Annotated in this window: 10 protein-coding genes, 1 tRNA gene and 4 pseudogenes; 8 read left to right on the top strand and 7 right to left on the bottom strand. The window is 70.9% G+C overall.

The window, feature by feature from the left end:
* A pseudogene (locus tag ACNFOC_RS25360) lies at positions 1 to 128 on the bottom strand (NUDIX hydrolase); the annotation flags it as partial.
* Here ACNFOC_RS25360 and ACNFOC_RS25355 point away from each other — a divergent pair.
* The 3 genes and pseudogenes from ACNFOC_RS25355 to ACNFOC_RS25345 all read left to right on the top strand — a co-directional run.
* A pseudogene (locus ACNFOC_RS25355) lies at positions 124 to 1161 on the top strand (DNA polymerase III subunit delta'); the annotation flags it as partial. The pseudogenes ACNFOC_RS25360 and ACNFOC_RS25355 sit on opposite strands and share 5 nt — an antisense overlap.
* Before the next feature lie 163 nt (positions 1162 to 1324).
* Positions 1325 to 2995 carry an alpha/beta hydrolase gene (locus ACNFOC_RS25350; RefSeq protein ID WP_416961389.1) on the top strand — a complete coding sequence of 557 codons (1671 nt, stop codon included), beginning with the start codon at positions 1325 to 1327 and terminating at the stop codon, positions 2993 to 2995.
* Positions 2996 to 3102: 107 nt separating this feature from the next.
* Positions 3103 to 3176 (top strand) — tRNA-Thr (locus tag ACNFOC_RS25345).
* Between the two features lie 47 nt (positions 3177 to 3223).
* Here ACNFOC_RS25345 and ACNFOC_RS25340 read toward each other — a convergent pair.
* Together ACNFOC_RS25340 and ACNFOC_RS25335 are read right to left on the bottom strand one after the other, a co-directional pair.
* Positions 3224 to 3592, bottom strand: a pseudogene (locus ACNFOC_RS25340) (tyrosine-type recombinase/integrase); the annotation flags it as partial.
* A pseudogene (locus ACNFOC_RS25335) lies at positions 3577 to 3855 on the bottom strand (helix-turn-helix domain-containing protein); the annotation flags it as partial. The pseudogenes ACNFOC_RS25340 and ACNFOC_RS25335, both read right to left, overlap by 16 nt.
* Positions 3856 to 4882: 1027 nt before the next feature.
* Here ACNFOC_RS25335 and ACNFOC_RS25330 point away from each other — a divergent pair.
* A complete protein-coding gene (locus ACNFOC_RS25330; RefSeq protein ID WP_416961388.1) occupies positions 4883 to 7894 on the top strand; it encodes a protease pro-enzyme activation domain-containing protein in 3012 nt (1003 codons plus the stop codon).
* 79 nt (positions 7895 to 7973) lie between these two features.
* Here the strand turns inward: ACNFOC_RS25330 and ACNFOC_RS25325 are convergent, their stop codons facing one another.
* Genes ACNFOC_RS25325 through ACNFOC_RS25310 form a run of 4 tightly spaced genes read right to left on the bottom strand, consistent with a single transcriptional unit; the run spans position 7974 to position 11852 of the window.
* Complete coding sequence (locus ACNFOC_RS25325; protein ID WP_416961387.1) at positions 7974 to 8630, bottom strand: Pr6Pr family membrane protein; 657 nt, start codon at positions 8628 to 8630, stop codon at positions 7974 to 7976.
* Positions 8627 to 9538, bottom strand: coding sequence for a serine/threonine-protein kinase (locus ACNFOC_RS25320; RefSeq protein ID WP_416961386.1), 912 nt, complete (start codon positions 9536 to 9538; stop codon positions 8627 to 8629). The genes ACNFOC_RS25325 and ACNFOC_RS25320 overlap by 4 nt, the downstream gene beginning before the upstream one ends.
* Positions 9539 to 9549: 11 nt before the next feature.
* Complete coding sequence (locus tag ACNFOC_RS25315; RefSeq protein ID WP_416961385.1) at positions 9550 to 10452, bottom strand: hypothetical protein; 903 nt, start codon at positions 10450 to 10452, stop codon at positions 9550 to 9552.
* A complete protein-coding gene (locus tag ACNFOC_RS25310) occupies positions 10449 to 11852 on the bottom strand; it encodes a sensor histidine kinase (protein ID WP_416961384.1) in 1404 nt (467 codons plus the stop codon). The genes ACNFOC_RS25315 and ACNFOC_RS25310 overlap by 4 nt, the downstream gene beginning before the upstream one ends.
* Before the next feature lie 284 nt (positions 11853 to 12136).
* Between ACNFOC_RS25310 and ACNFOC_RS25305 the strand changes: the two genes are divergently transcribed.
* From ACNFOC_RS25305 to ACNFOC_RS25290, 4 genes are read left to right on the top strand one after another with little or no spacing between them, the layout of a single operon-like run.
* Positions 12137 to 12382, top strand: a complete 246-nt coding sequence (locus ACNFOC_RS25305; protein ID WP_366320672.1) for a hypothetical protein — start codon at positions 12137 to 12139, stop codon at positions 12380 to 12382.
* On the top strand, positions 12379 to 13575 hold the full coding sequence (locus tag ACNFOC_RS25300) for an OmpA family protein (protein WP_416961383.1): 1197 nt from the start codon (positions 12379 to 12381) through the stop codon (positions 13573 to 13575). Before ACNFOC_RS25305 ends, ACNFOC_RS25300 begins: the two co-directional genes overlap by 4 nt.
* The gene (locus tag ACNFOC_RS25295) at positions 13572 to 14897 is read left to right on the top strand and encodes a hypothetical protein (RefSeq protein ID WP_416961382.1); all 1326 of its coding nucleotides are present in this window, start codon (positions 13572 to 13574) and stop codon (positions 14895 to 14897) included. The genes ACNFOC_RS25300 and ACNFOC_RS25295 overlap by 4 nt, the downstream gene beginning before the upstream one ends.
* Positions 14894 to 15139, top strand: coding sequence for a hypothetical protein (locus tag ACNFOC_RS25290; RefSeq protein ID WP_416961381.1), 246 nt, complete (start codon positions 14894 to 14896; stop codon positions 15137 to 15139). The genes ACNFOC_RS25295 and ACNFOC_RS25290 overlap by 4 nt, the downstream gene beginning before the upstream one ends.
* Positions 15140 to 15222 lie beyond the last annotated feature (83 nt).

Below are 15222 nucleotides of genomic sequence, written 5' to 3'. Positions count from 1 at the left end.
GCGGTGACGACGTCCTCGTGCGGACCGTCCAGATGACCCGACGGCAGGTGCCACAGGCCGGCGGCGTACACCTGCCCGGCCCGCCGCGACAGCAAGATCTGCGGCCCGTCGGCGGTCTCCCGGCGCAATCAGGCGGCGCGGGCCTTCGCCGCCGCACTCCAGTGCGTGAGCCCCGACCGCGCGCTCGGCGGCAGCCCCGGCTGCGGCTTCTGCGACGGCTGTCATACGGCGCTGATCGGCACCCACGCCGACGTCACCACCGTCGCCGCGGTGGGCGCGCAGATCCTCGCCGACGACATGCGGGACACGGTCCGCAAGTCCTTCACCTCGCCGGCGACCGGCCGTTGGCAGATCATCCTCGTCGAGGACGCCGAGCGGCTGAACGAGAAGTCGGCCAACGCCGTCCTCAAGGCCGTAGAGGAACCCGCCCCCCGCACGGTCTGGCTCCTCTGCGCCCCCTCGATCGAGGACGTCCTCCCCACGATCCGCTCCCGCTGCCGCCACCTGAACCTGAGCACGCCCTCGGTCGACGCCATCGCCGACCTGCTCGTACGGCGCGAGGGCGTGGAACCCGCCGTGGCGGCGGCAGCCGCGCGTGCCACACAGGGCCATGTCGACCGGGCCCGCCGCCTCGCCACGGACCCGGCCGCACGCGAGCGCCGGGCCGCCGTGCTGAAGCTGCCGTTGCGTGTCGAGGACGTCGGCGGGTGCCTCAAGGCCGCCCAGGAACTGGTGGACGCGGCGGCCGAGGACGCGAAGCAGTTGGCCGAGGAGATGGACGACAAGGAGACCGAGGAGATGAAGGCCGCGATGGGCGGCGGCCAGGGCAGCAGGATGCCGCGGGGCACCGCCGGGGTCATGAAGGACCTGGAGGACAAGCAGAAGCGCCGGAGAACGCGTACGCAGCGCGACAGTCTCGACCTCGCGCTGACCGACCTCACCGCGTTCTACCGGGATGTGCTCGCCCTCCAGTTCGGTTCCCGGGTGGCGATCGCCAACGCGGATGCCGAGGACGCGCTGGAGCGGCTCGCGCGCGCCGGTTCCCCGGAGTCCACGCTGCGCCGTATCGAGGCGATCGGGGCGTGCAGAGTGGCGCTCGACCGGAATGTGGCGCCGCTGCTCGCGGTGGAGGCGATGACGTTGGCGCTCAGAGCGGGATGAGTAGCTGGCTGACGGGTTGGCTGACCAGCGGATTGCACAGTGGGTTGTGCAGGTGGTCGCGCAGGGGGCGGATCTTCTGGGTGTGAGGTTGACGGTGTAACTCGTCCGGGGTGGATCGTGCGCGCAGAGCATTCACGTGATCGCACAGGGTTACGCTCGGTCGATGCACATCAGGCGCCCCCTCCGCCGGCCCAGCGAGCGCAGCCAGCCGAGTCAGCCCAGCCAGGACCGTCGAAGCCTCGGAAACCACGGAAGTCGCGGAAGCCGCCGTAGCCACCGCGCCCGTCGGGCCGGTGGCACGTTGCTCGCCGTCGCCGCGCTGCTCGTGTCCGCGTGTTCCTCGGGGAGTACGACGACGGCGACGAGCCCGGCCGCCGACGTGGCGCTGGCCGCGCTGCCGAAGTCGACGCCGTCCACCCTGGCGTCGTACTACGGGCAGAAGCTCGGTTGGCACACCTGCGGTGTGCCCGGTTTTCAGTGCGCCACGATGAAGGCGCCGCTTGACTACGCCAAGCCCACCGCGGGGGACATCCGGCTCGCGGTCGCCCGCAAGAAGGCCACCGGCAAGGGCAAGCCGCTCGGTTCGCTGATGGTGAACCCGGGCGGGCCGGGCGGTTCGGCGGTCGGCTATCTCCAGCAGTACGCCGGCATCGGCTACCCGGCGAAGGTCCGCGCCCGCTACGACATGGTCGCGATGGACCCCCGCGGCGTCGCCCGCAGCGAGCCCGTCGAATGCCTCGGCGGGCGGGCCATGGACACGTTCACGCAGACCGACACCACCCCCGACGACAAGCGCGAGACCACCCAACTCGTAGGCGAGTACAAGAAGTTCGCGGAAGGCTGCGGCGCGCATTCGGCCGACGTCCTGCGCCATGTCTCGACGATCGAGGCGGCGCGGGACATGGACATCCTGCGGGCGGCGCTGGGGGACCGGAAACTGACGTACGTCGGGGCGTCGTACGGGACGTTCCTCGGGGCGACGTACGCGGGACTGTTCCCGGACAAGGTCGGCCGAGTGGTCTTGGACGGCGCGATGGACCCGTCCCTCCCCGCGCGCCGCATGAACCTCGACCAGACGGCGGGCTTCGAGACGGCGTTCCAGTCCTTCGCGAAGGACTGCGCACGGCAGACGGACTGCCCGCTCGGCAGTAAGGGCACGACGCCCGCGAAGGTCGGGACGAACCTGAAGGCCTTCTTCCGTAAGCTCGACGCGCACCCGATCCCCACCGGCGACGCGGACGGCCGCAAGCTCGGCGAGGCGCTCGCCACCACCGGCGTGATCGCGGCGATGTACGACGAGGCGGCCTGGCCGCAGTTGCGCGAGGCGCTCACGTCGGCGATGAAGGAGAAGGACGGTGCCGGGCTGCTCGTCCTCTCCGACAGTTACTACGAGCGTGACGCCGACGGCCGCTACTCGAACCTGATGTTCGCCAACGCCGCCGTGAACTGCCTCGACCTCCCGGCCGCGTTCTCGTCCCCCGACCAGGTCGAGCAGGCCCTCCCCGCCTTCGAGAAGGCGTCCCCGGTCTTCGGCGAGGGCCTCGCCTGGTCCTCCCTGAACTGCGCGTACTGGCCGGTCAGGGCCACGGGTGAACCCCACCGCATCGAGGCGAAGGGCGCCGCCCCGATCGTGGTCGTCGGCACGACCCGCGACCCGGCTACGCCGTACCGCTGGGCCCAGTCCCTCGCCCGCCAGCTTTCGTCGGCTCGTCTGCTGACGTACGTGGGGGATGGGCACACCGCGTATGGGCGGGGCAGTGCGTGTATCGACTCGGCGGTCGACGCGTATTTGCTGCGCGGGACGGCGCCGGGGGTGGGGAGGCGCTGTTCGTAGGAGTGGGTGTGGGTGCGGCCGGGGTGCTTCCGGGGGGTGTACGGAGCACCCCCAGAAACTGTGTAGACTTTCCGACGTTGCTGATCGCACCATGGTGTGGACAGCGCGCCGCCTTAGCTCAGATGGCCAGAGCAACGCACTCGTAATGCGTAGGTCTCGGGTTCGAATCCCGAAGGCGGCTCTGTGGAAGCCTCAGGACTCACTCGCCGTGACCTGGGGCTTTTGCTTTTACCGGATACGGCGTCGGCGCTGAGCGCGGGCCGCGCGGCGGTCTCCAGTCTCAGTTCTAGTCTCAGTTGGGGGTTCCGGGGCCGGTTCGGGGGCGGGCAGGAAGGTGTCTCCCATGCGGCGCATCGCGTCCTTCGAGAGGTGCGAGCGACCCTTGGCGTAGCGGCGGGTCTGGCTGATCTGGGTGTGCCGGAGGATTTCCATGATCGTGGGCATGTCGACCCCGAGTTCGTTGAGGATCGTGCCGGCGGTGTGGCGGCTTCCGTCGTAGAGGCGGCGGTCTGTGATGCCCGCCTCTATGAGCAGTTCCTTGAACTCCTCCCAGTCGTCGCGGGGGTCGATGGGGCGGCCATCGGCTCGGATGAACACAGGGCACGCAGCAGGCCGGGCGCGCGGCCGGCCAGCAGGTCGACGACGGCTGCCGTGTAGGCGTGGGCGGTGCCGACGGAGATGCCGAAGCCGGCCGCGAGCTGGGCGAGGGGGTCGTGCCGGCGCAGGTACAGCAGGCCGACCAGCGCACGCTGGTGCGGCGGGAGCTTGCAGCGGCGGTCACCCTCGCGGGTGACGATGAGCATCGTGGCCCACTCGACCAGCGTATGAGGCAGGTCGAGTGCGGCAGGATAGGGGGCCAACAAGGCTCCTGTGCCAATGAGTTGAGACGTCGAACACATCTCTCAGCGGCACAGGGGTCTTGTCCGTTGCGGGCGGCGACGTCGTCACCCGATCAGTGGCCACTCTGAAACAACTCAGTGAACGGGGCCGGCGTCTTGGATTCGGCTGAACCATTCTCCTCAGAGAAGCGGAAGACTCCGTCAGTCTTTTCGCTGCCGCGGCTCTCCCACTCCAGCACCGCCTGACAGGGCACACCGATGGGGTGGAGTCGGTGGCGTTCAGCCCCGATGGCCGCACCCGGAGAGCGACCGAGACGAGAAGTCGCGGTTGTCCGTGGCGACCGAGCCGAGCCCGTGGCGGTGCAGTGGCGGAGCCGGGCAACGGCTGCCTGGCCGCTGTGTGTTCGTGCGGCGTGGGCGGGGGAGCAAGGTCATGTCCCACCACCCGGTGCAGGGGATCAAGCGCTACGTGTTCCGGTTCGAGGCCCATGACGATCTGCGTGGGGGTGTCTGCCGACGAAGCGTCCCGGTAAAGCGAGTTGGACAACCGATCGGGCGCAGCGACCGTCCCAGGCCTGCGGATTCCGGTGATTTGATCCCCGGTACCACCTGGTCGGACGCCATCTGGCCCCAATGTGTTGTACGTGGTGCTTGAGGCTCGCCTCGTCCGCGCAAAGCGGCGTCGCGCAACTGGCGTCCCGTAATGGACCCTCGGCGGCTGTTTCCTGCCGTCGGCCGACTCGTCGCGGTCGTCGGCCGGAACCGCTGTTCGTCCGGCGGACTGGCCCGAGGTCGGGAGAGCGCGGACGGTACTCGACGACGTGGCGCGCACGCTCGCCCCGCGGCGGTGGCGTAAAGATCCGTTCATGGTTCCCGGGTGAACAGAGACAGCAACTGTCCAGCCCTGGTAAGAAATGCGCACACTTCGGTTAAGAGGGATAGCTCCTGCGTGCCTGGTGACACGGACGCGCCCGCGGGGCCGAGTGACGCTTCGACCATCGTCACGGCCACGGGTATGACGGTGCGTCAGTTTCTAGGAGATTTCTGTATGGCCAAGAAGGCCCACGCCGCACCGGGACGTCCCGGACCCGCGGCAGCCAAGACCCACAGACGGGCCAGGGTGATCATGGCGGCGTCCACCGCCGCCGTCGCCCTCACCGTCGTCACCGCGACCGCCAACGGCGCGGTCGCCCAGGCGGGAACGCCCGGATCGGACGCACCCAAACGAATAGGGACCGCTCCGCGCGTCCCGGCGGGTGCGACGGTGACCGGCGCGACCGCGTCGGGAACCACGCTGCACCTCAGTGTCAACCTGGCCCCGCGTGACCCGCAGTCGCTGGCGGACTTCGTCACTGCGGTGTCCACACCAGGGAACGCCCAGTACCACCACTACCTGGCCAAGGGGCAGTTCGCCTCGGTCTTCGGTCCTACGCGGGCCACCATCGCCGGGGTCTCACGGGCGTTGAAGGCGGCCGGTCTCGCTCCCGGCAAGGTCAGTCCGGACGGCCTGTCCATACCAGTCACCGCCACCGCCGCACAGGCGTCCCACGCTTTCGCCACCGGCTTCCGGAACGTCCGGCTCAAGGACGGCACCACCGACTACCTCAACACGTCGGCCCCCTCCCTGCCCGCGGACGTAGCGGCGTCGGTGACCGGGGTCGTCGGCCTGAGCAGCGTCAACACCGTCGCCGGCCACCACACCGCGGCGCGTCGCGCGAGCAGGACCAGCTCCGGCTCCGCCACCGTCTCCGGACGCGGCTCGCGCACGGTGACCCCCAACGCGTACAGCCCGGCGCTCTGCGCCGACTTCACCGGCTCGGGCCTCGCCGACGGCACCGACTACTACAGCCCCGGCAAGCTGGCCGGTACCTACGGGATGACCAGCTCCGCCACCGTGGGTGCGGGGCAGACCGTGGCCGTGTTCGAGCTGGAGAACGTCGACGCCGGCAGTATCGCCGCGTACCAGTCCTGCGTCGGCACCAGCACCTCGGTCTCCACCGTGTACGTCGATACGACGGCAGGGGCCGGCGCACCGGCCACCGACGGGTCGGTCGGCGTGGAGTCCGCGCTCGACATCGACGACCTGATCGGTCTGGTGCCCGGCGCGAGCATCATCGATTACCAGGGCCCGGACGCCGCGTCCGCGACCGACCAGAACGTGCTCGACGTCTACCAGCGGATGGTCACCGACGACCAGGCGCAGGTCATCTCCACCAGTTGGGGTGAGTGCGAGGCGGTCGAGAGCAGCGCGACCGCGAACGCCGAGAACACCGTCTTCGCGGAGGCCGCCGCGCAGGGCCAGAGCGTGGTCGCCGCCTCGGGTGACGACGGCTCCAGCGACTGCTACCGCGCCACCGGCTCCACCGCCAAGGCCGTCGACGACCCTGCGAGCCAGCCCTATGTCACCGGCGTCGGTGGTACGACGATGACCGGCTCGGGCAGCAGCGCGACCCAGAAGACGTGGAACAACGACACCGGCGGTACCGGTGGCGGCGTCTCCTCGCGCTGGGCTCCCGTCGTCTACCAGGGCGGTGTCGCCGCCACCACCAAGCGTGCCGTTCCGGATGTCTCCGCCCTGGCGGACCCGTACGCCGGCTACCCGATCTACCTCCAGGACGACAGCCAGTCCTCCAGCCCCCTCCCCGCCATCATCGGCGGCACCAGCGGCGCGGCCCCGACCTGGGCCGCCGCGATCGTCCAGGCCAACGCCGGCGCGGCCTGCCAGGCCAACGGCCAGGTCGGCTTCCTCAACAACGCCCTCTACAAGGCCGCGCGGAGCAGCTACCCGACGAACTTCTGGGACGTCACCAGCGGCAACAACTCCACGTACGCCACCGGCTTCACGGCGGCGGCCGGCTACGACGAGGTCACCGGCCTGGGCTCGCCCAAGGAGGCCGGCCTGACCACCGCGCTGTGCGCGGCCAAGGGTACGGCGGCCACGGGCGCCTCCACCTTCCACCCGCTCAGCAGCCCCAAGCGCCTGCTGGACACCCGCAACGGCACCGGCTGGGGCCTCAGTTCCATCCCGAGCACCAAGCCCCTGGTCGCGGGCGGCACCGCCCCGGTCAAGATCGAGGGCGTCGGAGGGATCCCGAGCAGCGGCGTCACCGGTGTCGTGCTCAACCTCACGGTCACCGGCACCACCGGCGCCGGTTCGGTGACGGCCTGGGCCGACGGCACCGCCAAGCCGTCGACCAGCAACGTCAACTGGACCGGCGCGAGCCAGACCGTCGCGGCCTCGACGACCGTCAAGGTCGCCGGTGACGGCGTGGTGGACCTCTCCACCAACAGCGCCACCCACCTGATCGCCGATGTCCAGGGCTACTACACCAGCGGCACCACCGGCTCGAAGTACACGGCGCTGGCACCGGCCCGCCTGCTGGACACCCGCTCCAAGGTCGGCATCTCCACCACCACCAAGATCTCCAACGCGGTGGTCAGCCTCAAGGTCCGCGGCCACGGCGGCGTACCGACCGGCGCCACCTCCGTGGTGCTCAACCTGACGGCGACCCAGACCGTCGGCGGCGGCTACCTGGAGGCCTACCCCGAAGGCGCCACCCGCCCGACCGCCTCCAACGTCAACTGGTCGGCCACCGGGACCACCATCCCCAACCTCGTGGTCGTGCCGATCGCGAGCGACGGCAACGTCAGCATCTACGTGCACGGCACCAGCCACGTCATCGCCGATGTCTCCGGCTACTTCTCCACCAGCGGCTCGACCTTCGACACGGTCACCCCGCTGCGTCTCCTGGACACCCGCAAGACGGCCGCCCTGGGCTCGGGCAAGACCCTGGCCCTACAGATCTCCGGCGCCGACGGCATCCCGGCCGGCGTCAAGGCGGTCGTACTCACCGTCACCGTCACCGGTACCACCGGCAGCGGCTACCTCACCGCCTTCGCCGACGGCGGCAGCCGCCCGACGGCCTCCAACCTGAACTGGGTGAAGGGCAGGACGATCTCCAACCAGGTGATCGCGCCGGTCGGCTCCGACGGCAAGGTGGACTTCTACACCAACAGCACGACCAACGTGATCGCGGACGTCGCCGGCTACATCGGCTGACGCGTTCCGGCGCCCTACCGGTGATGCCCCGCCGGCCATGACGGTCGGCGGGGCATCGTCGCGCCCAGGGACGCGTGTTCTAGCGGGTCCCCATGGTGTGGTGGTGCCGTCGGACCGCGCGATGAGTCGCTGCCAGGGCGACACCGAGCGCGACGACGATGGCGTACAGCACGGCTACGGTCGCCGCGACGGTGACATCGCCGAACCGGGAGGGACGTAGGAAGAGGTAAGGCATCGTTGCCGCGCCCGACCACGAGAGGGTGCCTACGACGGCCAGGTAGGTGGCGGGCCACCAGGCGAGGAGAGTGGCCTCGCGCCAGGTGGCGGGGAGGGAGCAGGGGGAGAGCAGGAACTCCGCGACCACCAGGACCGGTGCCACCCCGTGGAGGAAGAGTGTCGCCGTACGTGCCCACGCGTCGTCATGGGCGCCGAACCAGGTGCCTGACGGACTGCTCGGTGCGATCACCGTCACGTAGATCAGCGAGGAGAGCACCACCCCGACCACGGCGGCACCACGGACCCGGTCGCCCCGGACGCCGTCGGCGGGCCCGCGCACCAGGCGCCAGGTCATGACGGTCGCGGCCAGCAGCGCCGAGTCGACCGTGAAGTACAGCAGTGAGGGGGTCGGGTCCGTTCGCTGTACGAACTGGCAGACCACGCCGAGCGTGAGCGCTGCCGCGGCGATGCCTCTGAGTCGCGCGGCGGTCCGGGCCGGTCCGGTCGGTGAAGGGGTCACGAGGGGAACGTCCCCAACGTGTGTGCCAGGTCCGTCGCGGCGGAGCCGACCGCCGGGAGCGAGTGCCAGAAGGCATGCGGGCCGGGGACGCTCAGGAGGCGGGCCCCGATGCCCTGCCCCTCGGCGGCCGTCACCAGGTCGCGCACCGCCTGTCGAGGTGACAGGGCGCTCTGCTCGCCGCGGACCACGATCAGGCGGCGGGTTCCTCGGACCGGGCGTCGTGCGGCGGTGCCGAGGTCGGTGGAGAGGCGGCCGGCGCGCAGGGCGTTCGCGAGGAGCAGCAGGTCCGCGCGGCGGCGGGTGCTCGGCGACTCGTCCGGGCGGGCCTCCAAGGGCGGGACGGCGCCGGCCACCGTGGCCGTCTCGGCCAGGTAGGTCCCGACCAGACGGTTCTCGCGGCGCACGGCCGACACGAGGGCCGCCGCGCTCCACCGCTGGACGGCGACCGGTTCGACCAGCACGACGGTCTCCAACGGCGGCCCCGTCCCGGACGTACCGGAGACGGCGGCCATGGCAGCGGCGAAGGACGCCCCGAGGGAGTAGCCCAGCACGCCCGTCGCACCGGCGGGCCCGTCGGAGCCGATGACCTCGGTGGCCGCACGCAGCATCCGCCGCGCGGGCACCCCGAAGTCGCCCCGCAACAACGCGCGGCGCTCTTCGGGAAGCAGCCGTGAGGAGGCGAATCCGGCGCCCGGCGTCTCCACGACCACGAGCCGCGCGCGCAGCACCGCGGCGATCACCTGGAACCGCTGCATCTCGAACGGTTCCACGAACGCCAGGAAACCCTGCGCGACCACGAACGTGGGGTCGTCGCTGTCGTGCCGGCCGTCCACGACGCCGAGCAGGATCTCACCGCCCGGTCGGCCGGTGGTGTCCACTCGTGCGGGCCGCCACGCAGGCGCCGTCATGGGGGTGATCATCACAGGAGCTCGCCTTCCGGCGCGAGTTTGCGGTAGTACGTCAACGCGGCCCGCACATCCCTGGAGTTGAAGAAGGTGTCGTACGCGCCCGGTTTCACGTACTCCAGCACGGGGTTGCGCTCCGCCCAGGTCTTCGCGGAGACGCCTGCCGAGAGATCCGGCCAGTCCGAGGTGTCCTTGCCCCAGGCCCGCACGAACGCTTCGAGGTCGTTCTGCCACTGGGTCATCATCGGGAAGAACGTCTTCTCCGGGTCGACCCGGAACCGCAGGCCCAGCAGGCGGCTGACGGCACCCGGGACCTGGGTGTGCGCCCTGGGGCCGTTGCACTCGCGGTAGCAGCGCAGCCAGTCGTACGTCTCGGTCAGGTGCCGGCGGTTCAGGCAGCTGTCCATCAGCCGGCGGAAGGGCTCGGCCGAGTCCCGCATCTTCCGGTGGGACGCCTGGAGGTGCGCCTGCTCCCCGTCGGCGTCGAGGAGGACCCGGCGCAGGATCTCCGGCGGCTCGTCCACGTTCAGCGGCTCGGCGCCCAGCCAGACGGAGGCCGCGGCCAGGAACAACTGTGCGTGGCCGTGCGGCAGTTCGGTCATCCCGTACACGTTCATCAGCGGCGCGTGCTGCTTCAGGTACAGCATCACGCCCATGCCGGTGCGGACCTCGACCGGCTCGTCGTACAGGGCGGGATCGGTGATCGTCAGCGGGCGGTAGCCGGGGCTGGACGAGGTGTTCAGGTGGAAGTCGACGATCGCGCCGTCGAACTCCGCCAGGTCCGCCGGGCTCAGGTCCAGCAGCAGCTCCGGGTCGTCCACCATCGTGAACTCGAGCTCGCCCGGTACGGACACCTGCCGGTCGAACACCCGGCTGCGCTTGCCCTGGTCGTCGACCAGGAGATATTCCAACGTCATCGTGTGGACCCCCTCTTGAGCCTCGGCGGACGGACACTCCATACGCCGCGGATTTCCTTCCCCCCGGCCACCGCGGTCTGCGTCATGTCACCGCCGAGCCGACGCAGCCGGCCCCGCATGACCGCCAGTGTGCTGCCGTCGGGACACCACGCGGCGGCCGGAATCAGCGGGAGCGGGTCCCGGATGCTCAGGTGGATCATTCCGTCCGAGACCTGTCCGGACACCGAGACCGGCCGATCGTGGATCTCCAGGCGCGCCATCGCCTGGGCGGCGTTGGCGACGACCGTGGTGATCAGCTGGCGCACGAGTTCCCGGTTCTCCGGGCGCAGTTCGCCGAGGCCGAACTCGGCGGTGACGCGCAGGGAGTGGTCGCGCCCGAGTTGTTCGACTATCCCCTCCAGGGTGATCTCCCTGCCCTGGGCCTCCCAGGCGTACTCGTCGACCATCTCCTTGACCAGGGTGAGCTTCGGCGCGAGGTCGGCGGCATCGATCTTGTACTCGGGACTGACCGAGTCGTCGCGGGCCAGCGCTCTGCTCAGCGAGCGGACCGCGTTGAGCGTGTCGTGGAAGTCCTGCGCCAGCCGACTGCGCGCCTCGGTCATCGCGACGGCGGCCTCCTCGCCGCTGGCGCGCAGGTAGCGGTCGTAGTCGCGCATCTTCAGGCCGACCGCGTACGGCAGCGCGCACATCGCCCATGCCAGCGGAACCATGTCCGGGTGCCACCGTCCCAGGTGTACGGACAGGCCCACGACGAGGGCCAGCACTCCGGTGACCAACAGCCAGCCGTACGCCCGCAGCGTCACCAGGATCCGGGGCAGGCTCTGGTTGGCCGAGTAGTAGGTGCCGTCCGTGAGCACGTGGTAGATCCCCGAGTTGGCGTACGCGAGAGCCACCCCCAGGGCGGCGACCTTGACCCAGCCGGGCCGGCCCGGGCCGGTGAAGAACAGGACGGCGACGACGTTCGCCGGCACGGCGATCCCGCCCAGTAACCCGGTGGCGTTGAGCAGCGTGCGCTCCCACTGCCAGTTGTCCTGCCAGGCGAGCAGCAGGCGGGTGAGGGTGAACCGCGCCCTCCTGCCGCCGTGGGCCTGGCCGTCGAGGTGGATCTCCAGGAGTGTCTGCGTCACGCCCACGGACAACAGGGCCCACGCGGTCGGCCGGACGCCGTCGGCGAGTACGAACAGCACGGCGAGCACCACCAGCAGGAACCCCCGGGTCGCGAACGGCCGGAGACGGTCGTGGCGGTGGATGCGGGCCGCTGTCACCCGGGTCGACCAGTGGCTCATCGGGGCCTGAGCGCGCAGATCCCGCAGGATCTGGGCCCAGGGATTCGTGGCCCGGCTCGGCGCGGGCAGGAAGTCGACGAGCGACAACCGGTCTTCCTGCTGGGACAGCGACATCTCATGTACCCCCGCGTGACGTCTGTCGGGCCTTGGCGCTCTCAGTGTGGAACAGCGCTTCCGCCGGGGGTCGTGGTTTTCATGACCCCCTGACGACGGGGCCCCAGGACCGGCCGAGGACCCGCCGAGGACCGTGCCCCACGACTGGGCTCCCGCGACCGGCCATGAACTGGACATCTCGTGATTTCCACGAGGCGGGCGGAAAGCCGCCCGCTATTCCTTTCCTCCACGGTGGGGCACGGTCATCGGCCGGTCCCAGGTCCCGAGCGGCGACGGAGGAATCCATGGCCATCACACGAGGACGACGCAGGCCCCGGCGGAACTGGCCGGTCTGTGCCGAGACCGGCAAGCGGCGACTGGGCGAGCGCAAGGACGCCAGGCTTCTCCTGGTGGCGGCGCGGGAGTCCAGGGCGCGAGCCGAGCGCGACGGCGTGCGCGCCGAGTGGACGGTGGTGCGGGCGTACCGCTGTCGGTACTGCGGGGGCGGCTGGCACCTGACCTCCGTCGCGCGCCGGGGAGGTGCCGCGTGACCGCCTCCCGTACGAGGCCGTACGCGGCCCGTGCCGCACTGCGTGCTCTGTCACTGAGCCTGGCCCTGGCCGGCCTGGCGGTGGGCACCCTCACCGCCTGCGGGTCCGTGCCGACCCCGGCACCGCTGACCATCGCCGTCACCGGCAGCATGGCGGAACCGGCGCCGTGGGCCCCGGTGTTGGAGGACCTCGCGGTACGCCACGCCCTGGGCGCGGCCGATCCCGGGGACGGGACGGTCTCCGTGGTCGTGTCCACCGACCCGCAGGTGGCCGAGGTCGATCTGACGCCCATGCGCGACGAGTCGGAGGTCGAACAGGACGCGGCCACCGCGAGGCGGCAGGTCCTGAAGAAGACGGCGCGGCTGCGCTCGGCGCTGACCGTGAACACGCCGAACGTGGACGGACTGGACCTGCTCGGCACATACCGCCGGGCCCTCCAGGCGACCCCGGCCGGAGGCACGATCGTCCTCGTGTCGTCCGGCGTCCAGACCGTCGATCCGCTGGACGTCCGCACGCTCGGCTGGAACTTCGACGCCGCCGCCGTGGCACGCGACCTGCACGGCCGTGGACTCGTCCCCGACGGGAGCGGTCGGCACGTCGAGTTCGTCGGTCTGGGCATCGCGTACGGCACGCAGCCGGGGCTGCCGCTGCCGGCGGCCCAGCGGATAACCGAGCTGTGGCGGGCGGTGTGCGCGGCCTCCGGGGCCGCGTCCTGCACGGTGCGCGGCGACGACGTCCCACGGCTCCCGTCGGCGTCGGACCGGCCCGTCCCGGTGGTGCCGGTGGCCGCCACCCCCACCTCCTGCACGGGCACCTTCGTCGTCCCGGCCTCGGTCACCTTCGGCGCGGACGACGCGACCCTCCGCGACGGCGCGGACCGCTACCTGAAGCCGGTCGCGGACAGCCTCAAGGGCTGCCCGGCCGGCCGCGTCGTACGGATCACCGGCCACACCGCCCAGGTGGGCAGCGGGGCGAGCGGCTTCGCCCTGTCCGCGGCGCGGGCGCGTGCCGTCCGCGACCGGCTGGTGCGCCTGGGCGTGGAGCCCGGCCTCATCGGCCCGGTGGAGGGGGTCGGCTCCACCCGGCCCGTCGTCGACAACATGCCCGGCGGCGTCTTCGCCGAGCCGTTGGCCCGCCAGAACCGGCGGGTCGAGATCACCGTCACCACGAAAGAAGGAACCGACCCGTCATGACACCCGACAGCACCGCACGACACGACAGCACCACACGACACGACAGCACCGCACGAGGAGCGGACCGCGTCCCGCGCGGCCGCGTCCGAATCCCCGGCACACAGACCCTCACCTCCGCCGTGGGGATGGGCCCCATGCCGTTCACGAAGATCGTCCGCTGCCATGAACTGGTCGGCGAGGCGCGGCGGATCGGGCGCGATCGCCCGGCCGGGGAGTGGACCAACTCCGAGGACAGTCTGCGCAGGGCCGCCGAGCGCCGCGCCGACGCCTGGGCCAGGACGGAGGCCGCCCGGACCGTCGAACCGACGGTCGCGACGATCAAGGGCCTGCACGCCGAGGCCCAGTTCATCGACCACCAGATCGCCTCGCTGCGGGAACGCCGCTACGTGGGGCCGCACGGCGAGTCCTACACCTCGGACGAGGCCCATGGACGGCATGCCGAGTGGTCGGCACTCGTCGAGGAGCAGGAACAGGCCGGTTCCCGGGCGCACCGGCGGGTCTCCGCCCGCGTCAAGAAGATCCTGCTGACGCTTCTCGCGCTCGACGTCGTCATCCTCACCTTCCTGATGGCCAAGTTCCTCAACGTGGACCTGCGCCGGTTCTGGCTGACCTCCGACGGCGTTCTCCGGGCCGTCACCGCGTTGCTGTTCGGGCTGCTGGGCACGCTCGGGGTCGGGCTGGCCATGAAACTGTTCGGCAGACGTCATCGCGCGCACCGTGCCGCGCACGGCGGGTGGGACTTCTCCAGGGGCGGGGCGAAGACCCTCGTGGCCGAACTCCTCCTGTGCTGTCTCATCGCCGTGTTCCTCGGCGCGGCCATGGCCTGGCGAATCGTTCTCGACGGCCCCTCCGGCCAGCGCTTCCTGACCGCCGTCATGGCCGGGCTGTTCACCCTCGTGATCAGCGGGGTGGCCTACCTGTCCTACCAGTCGGAGTTCGCGGACGGTTCGACGGTGACCGAGGCGCTCGACGTGCTCGCCCCACAACTGCACGGCACCCGGTCGACCGAGACCGCGCTGCGCGCCAGGCGCGAGATCGTGGTGCGGCAGGCTGCCCGGCTCGTCGGCCAACTGACCCGGGAATGCGCGCGCATACGCATCGAAGCGACCCGCAGGGTCGTGGAGAGCACCCAGGACAGGGCCATCCGCTACGCCCGCTCGATCCATCAGCACAGTGGCTACGGCGGCTCCCTTCCCGTACCGCGTCTCGCCCTGGACGGTCTCGACCTGGCACTCGCCCAGGCGACCCGGTGGGCCGACGCCGGTCTTGAGCCCGGCACCACCTACGGCGACGACGGCACGGGCCTGGCGGTGGTCGCGTGAGCCTCTGGAGCAAGGCCAAGAGGGCCCGGAGCATCGGCGGGGTCATCGCGGCCATCGCAGGATCCGGCCAGGCCCCGCCGCCGGCGGACCTGCCCGCCTACCTGCAACAGCAGTACGCCGAGTACAGCAAGACCCGTGACCAAGAGCTCGGCCGTGACATCAAGCGGCTCACCACGCAGACCCGTCAGCCCACGACCCGACTCGACCGAAGCGCCGCACGGAACCTGCGCGGCACGAAATAGCGGCACGAAACAGGTGAGACCGGCTTGGGCGCGGACCGCGCCCAAGCCGCGTCCACGAGGGCGGTTCGGCATCCGCGGTCACG

The organism is Streptomyces colwelliae (genome assembly GCF_048158785.1).
Taxonomy (GTDB): Bacteria; Actinomycetota; Actinomycetes; order Streptomycetales; family Streptomycetaceae; genus Streptomyces.
Note: the sequence above shows the minus strand (reverse complement) of the source record. Positions and strands in the feature narration are given on the sequence as shown.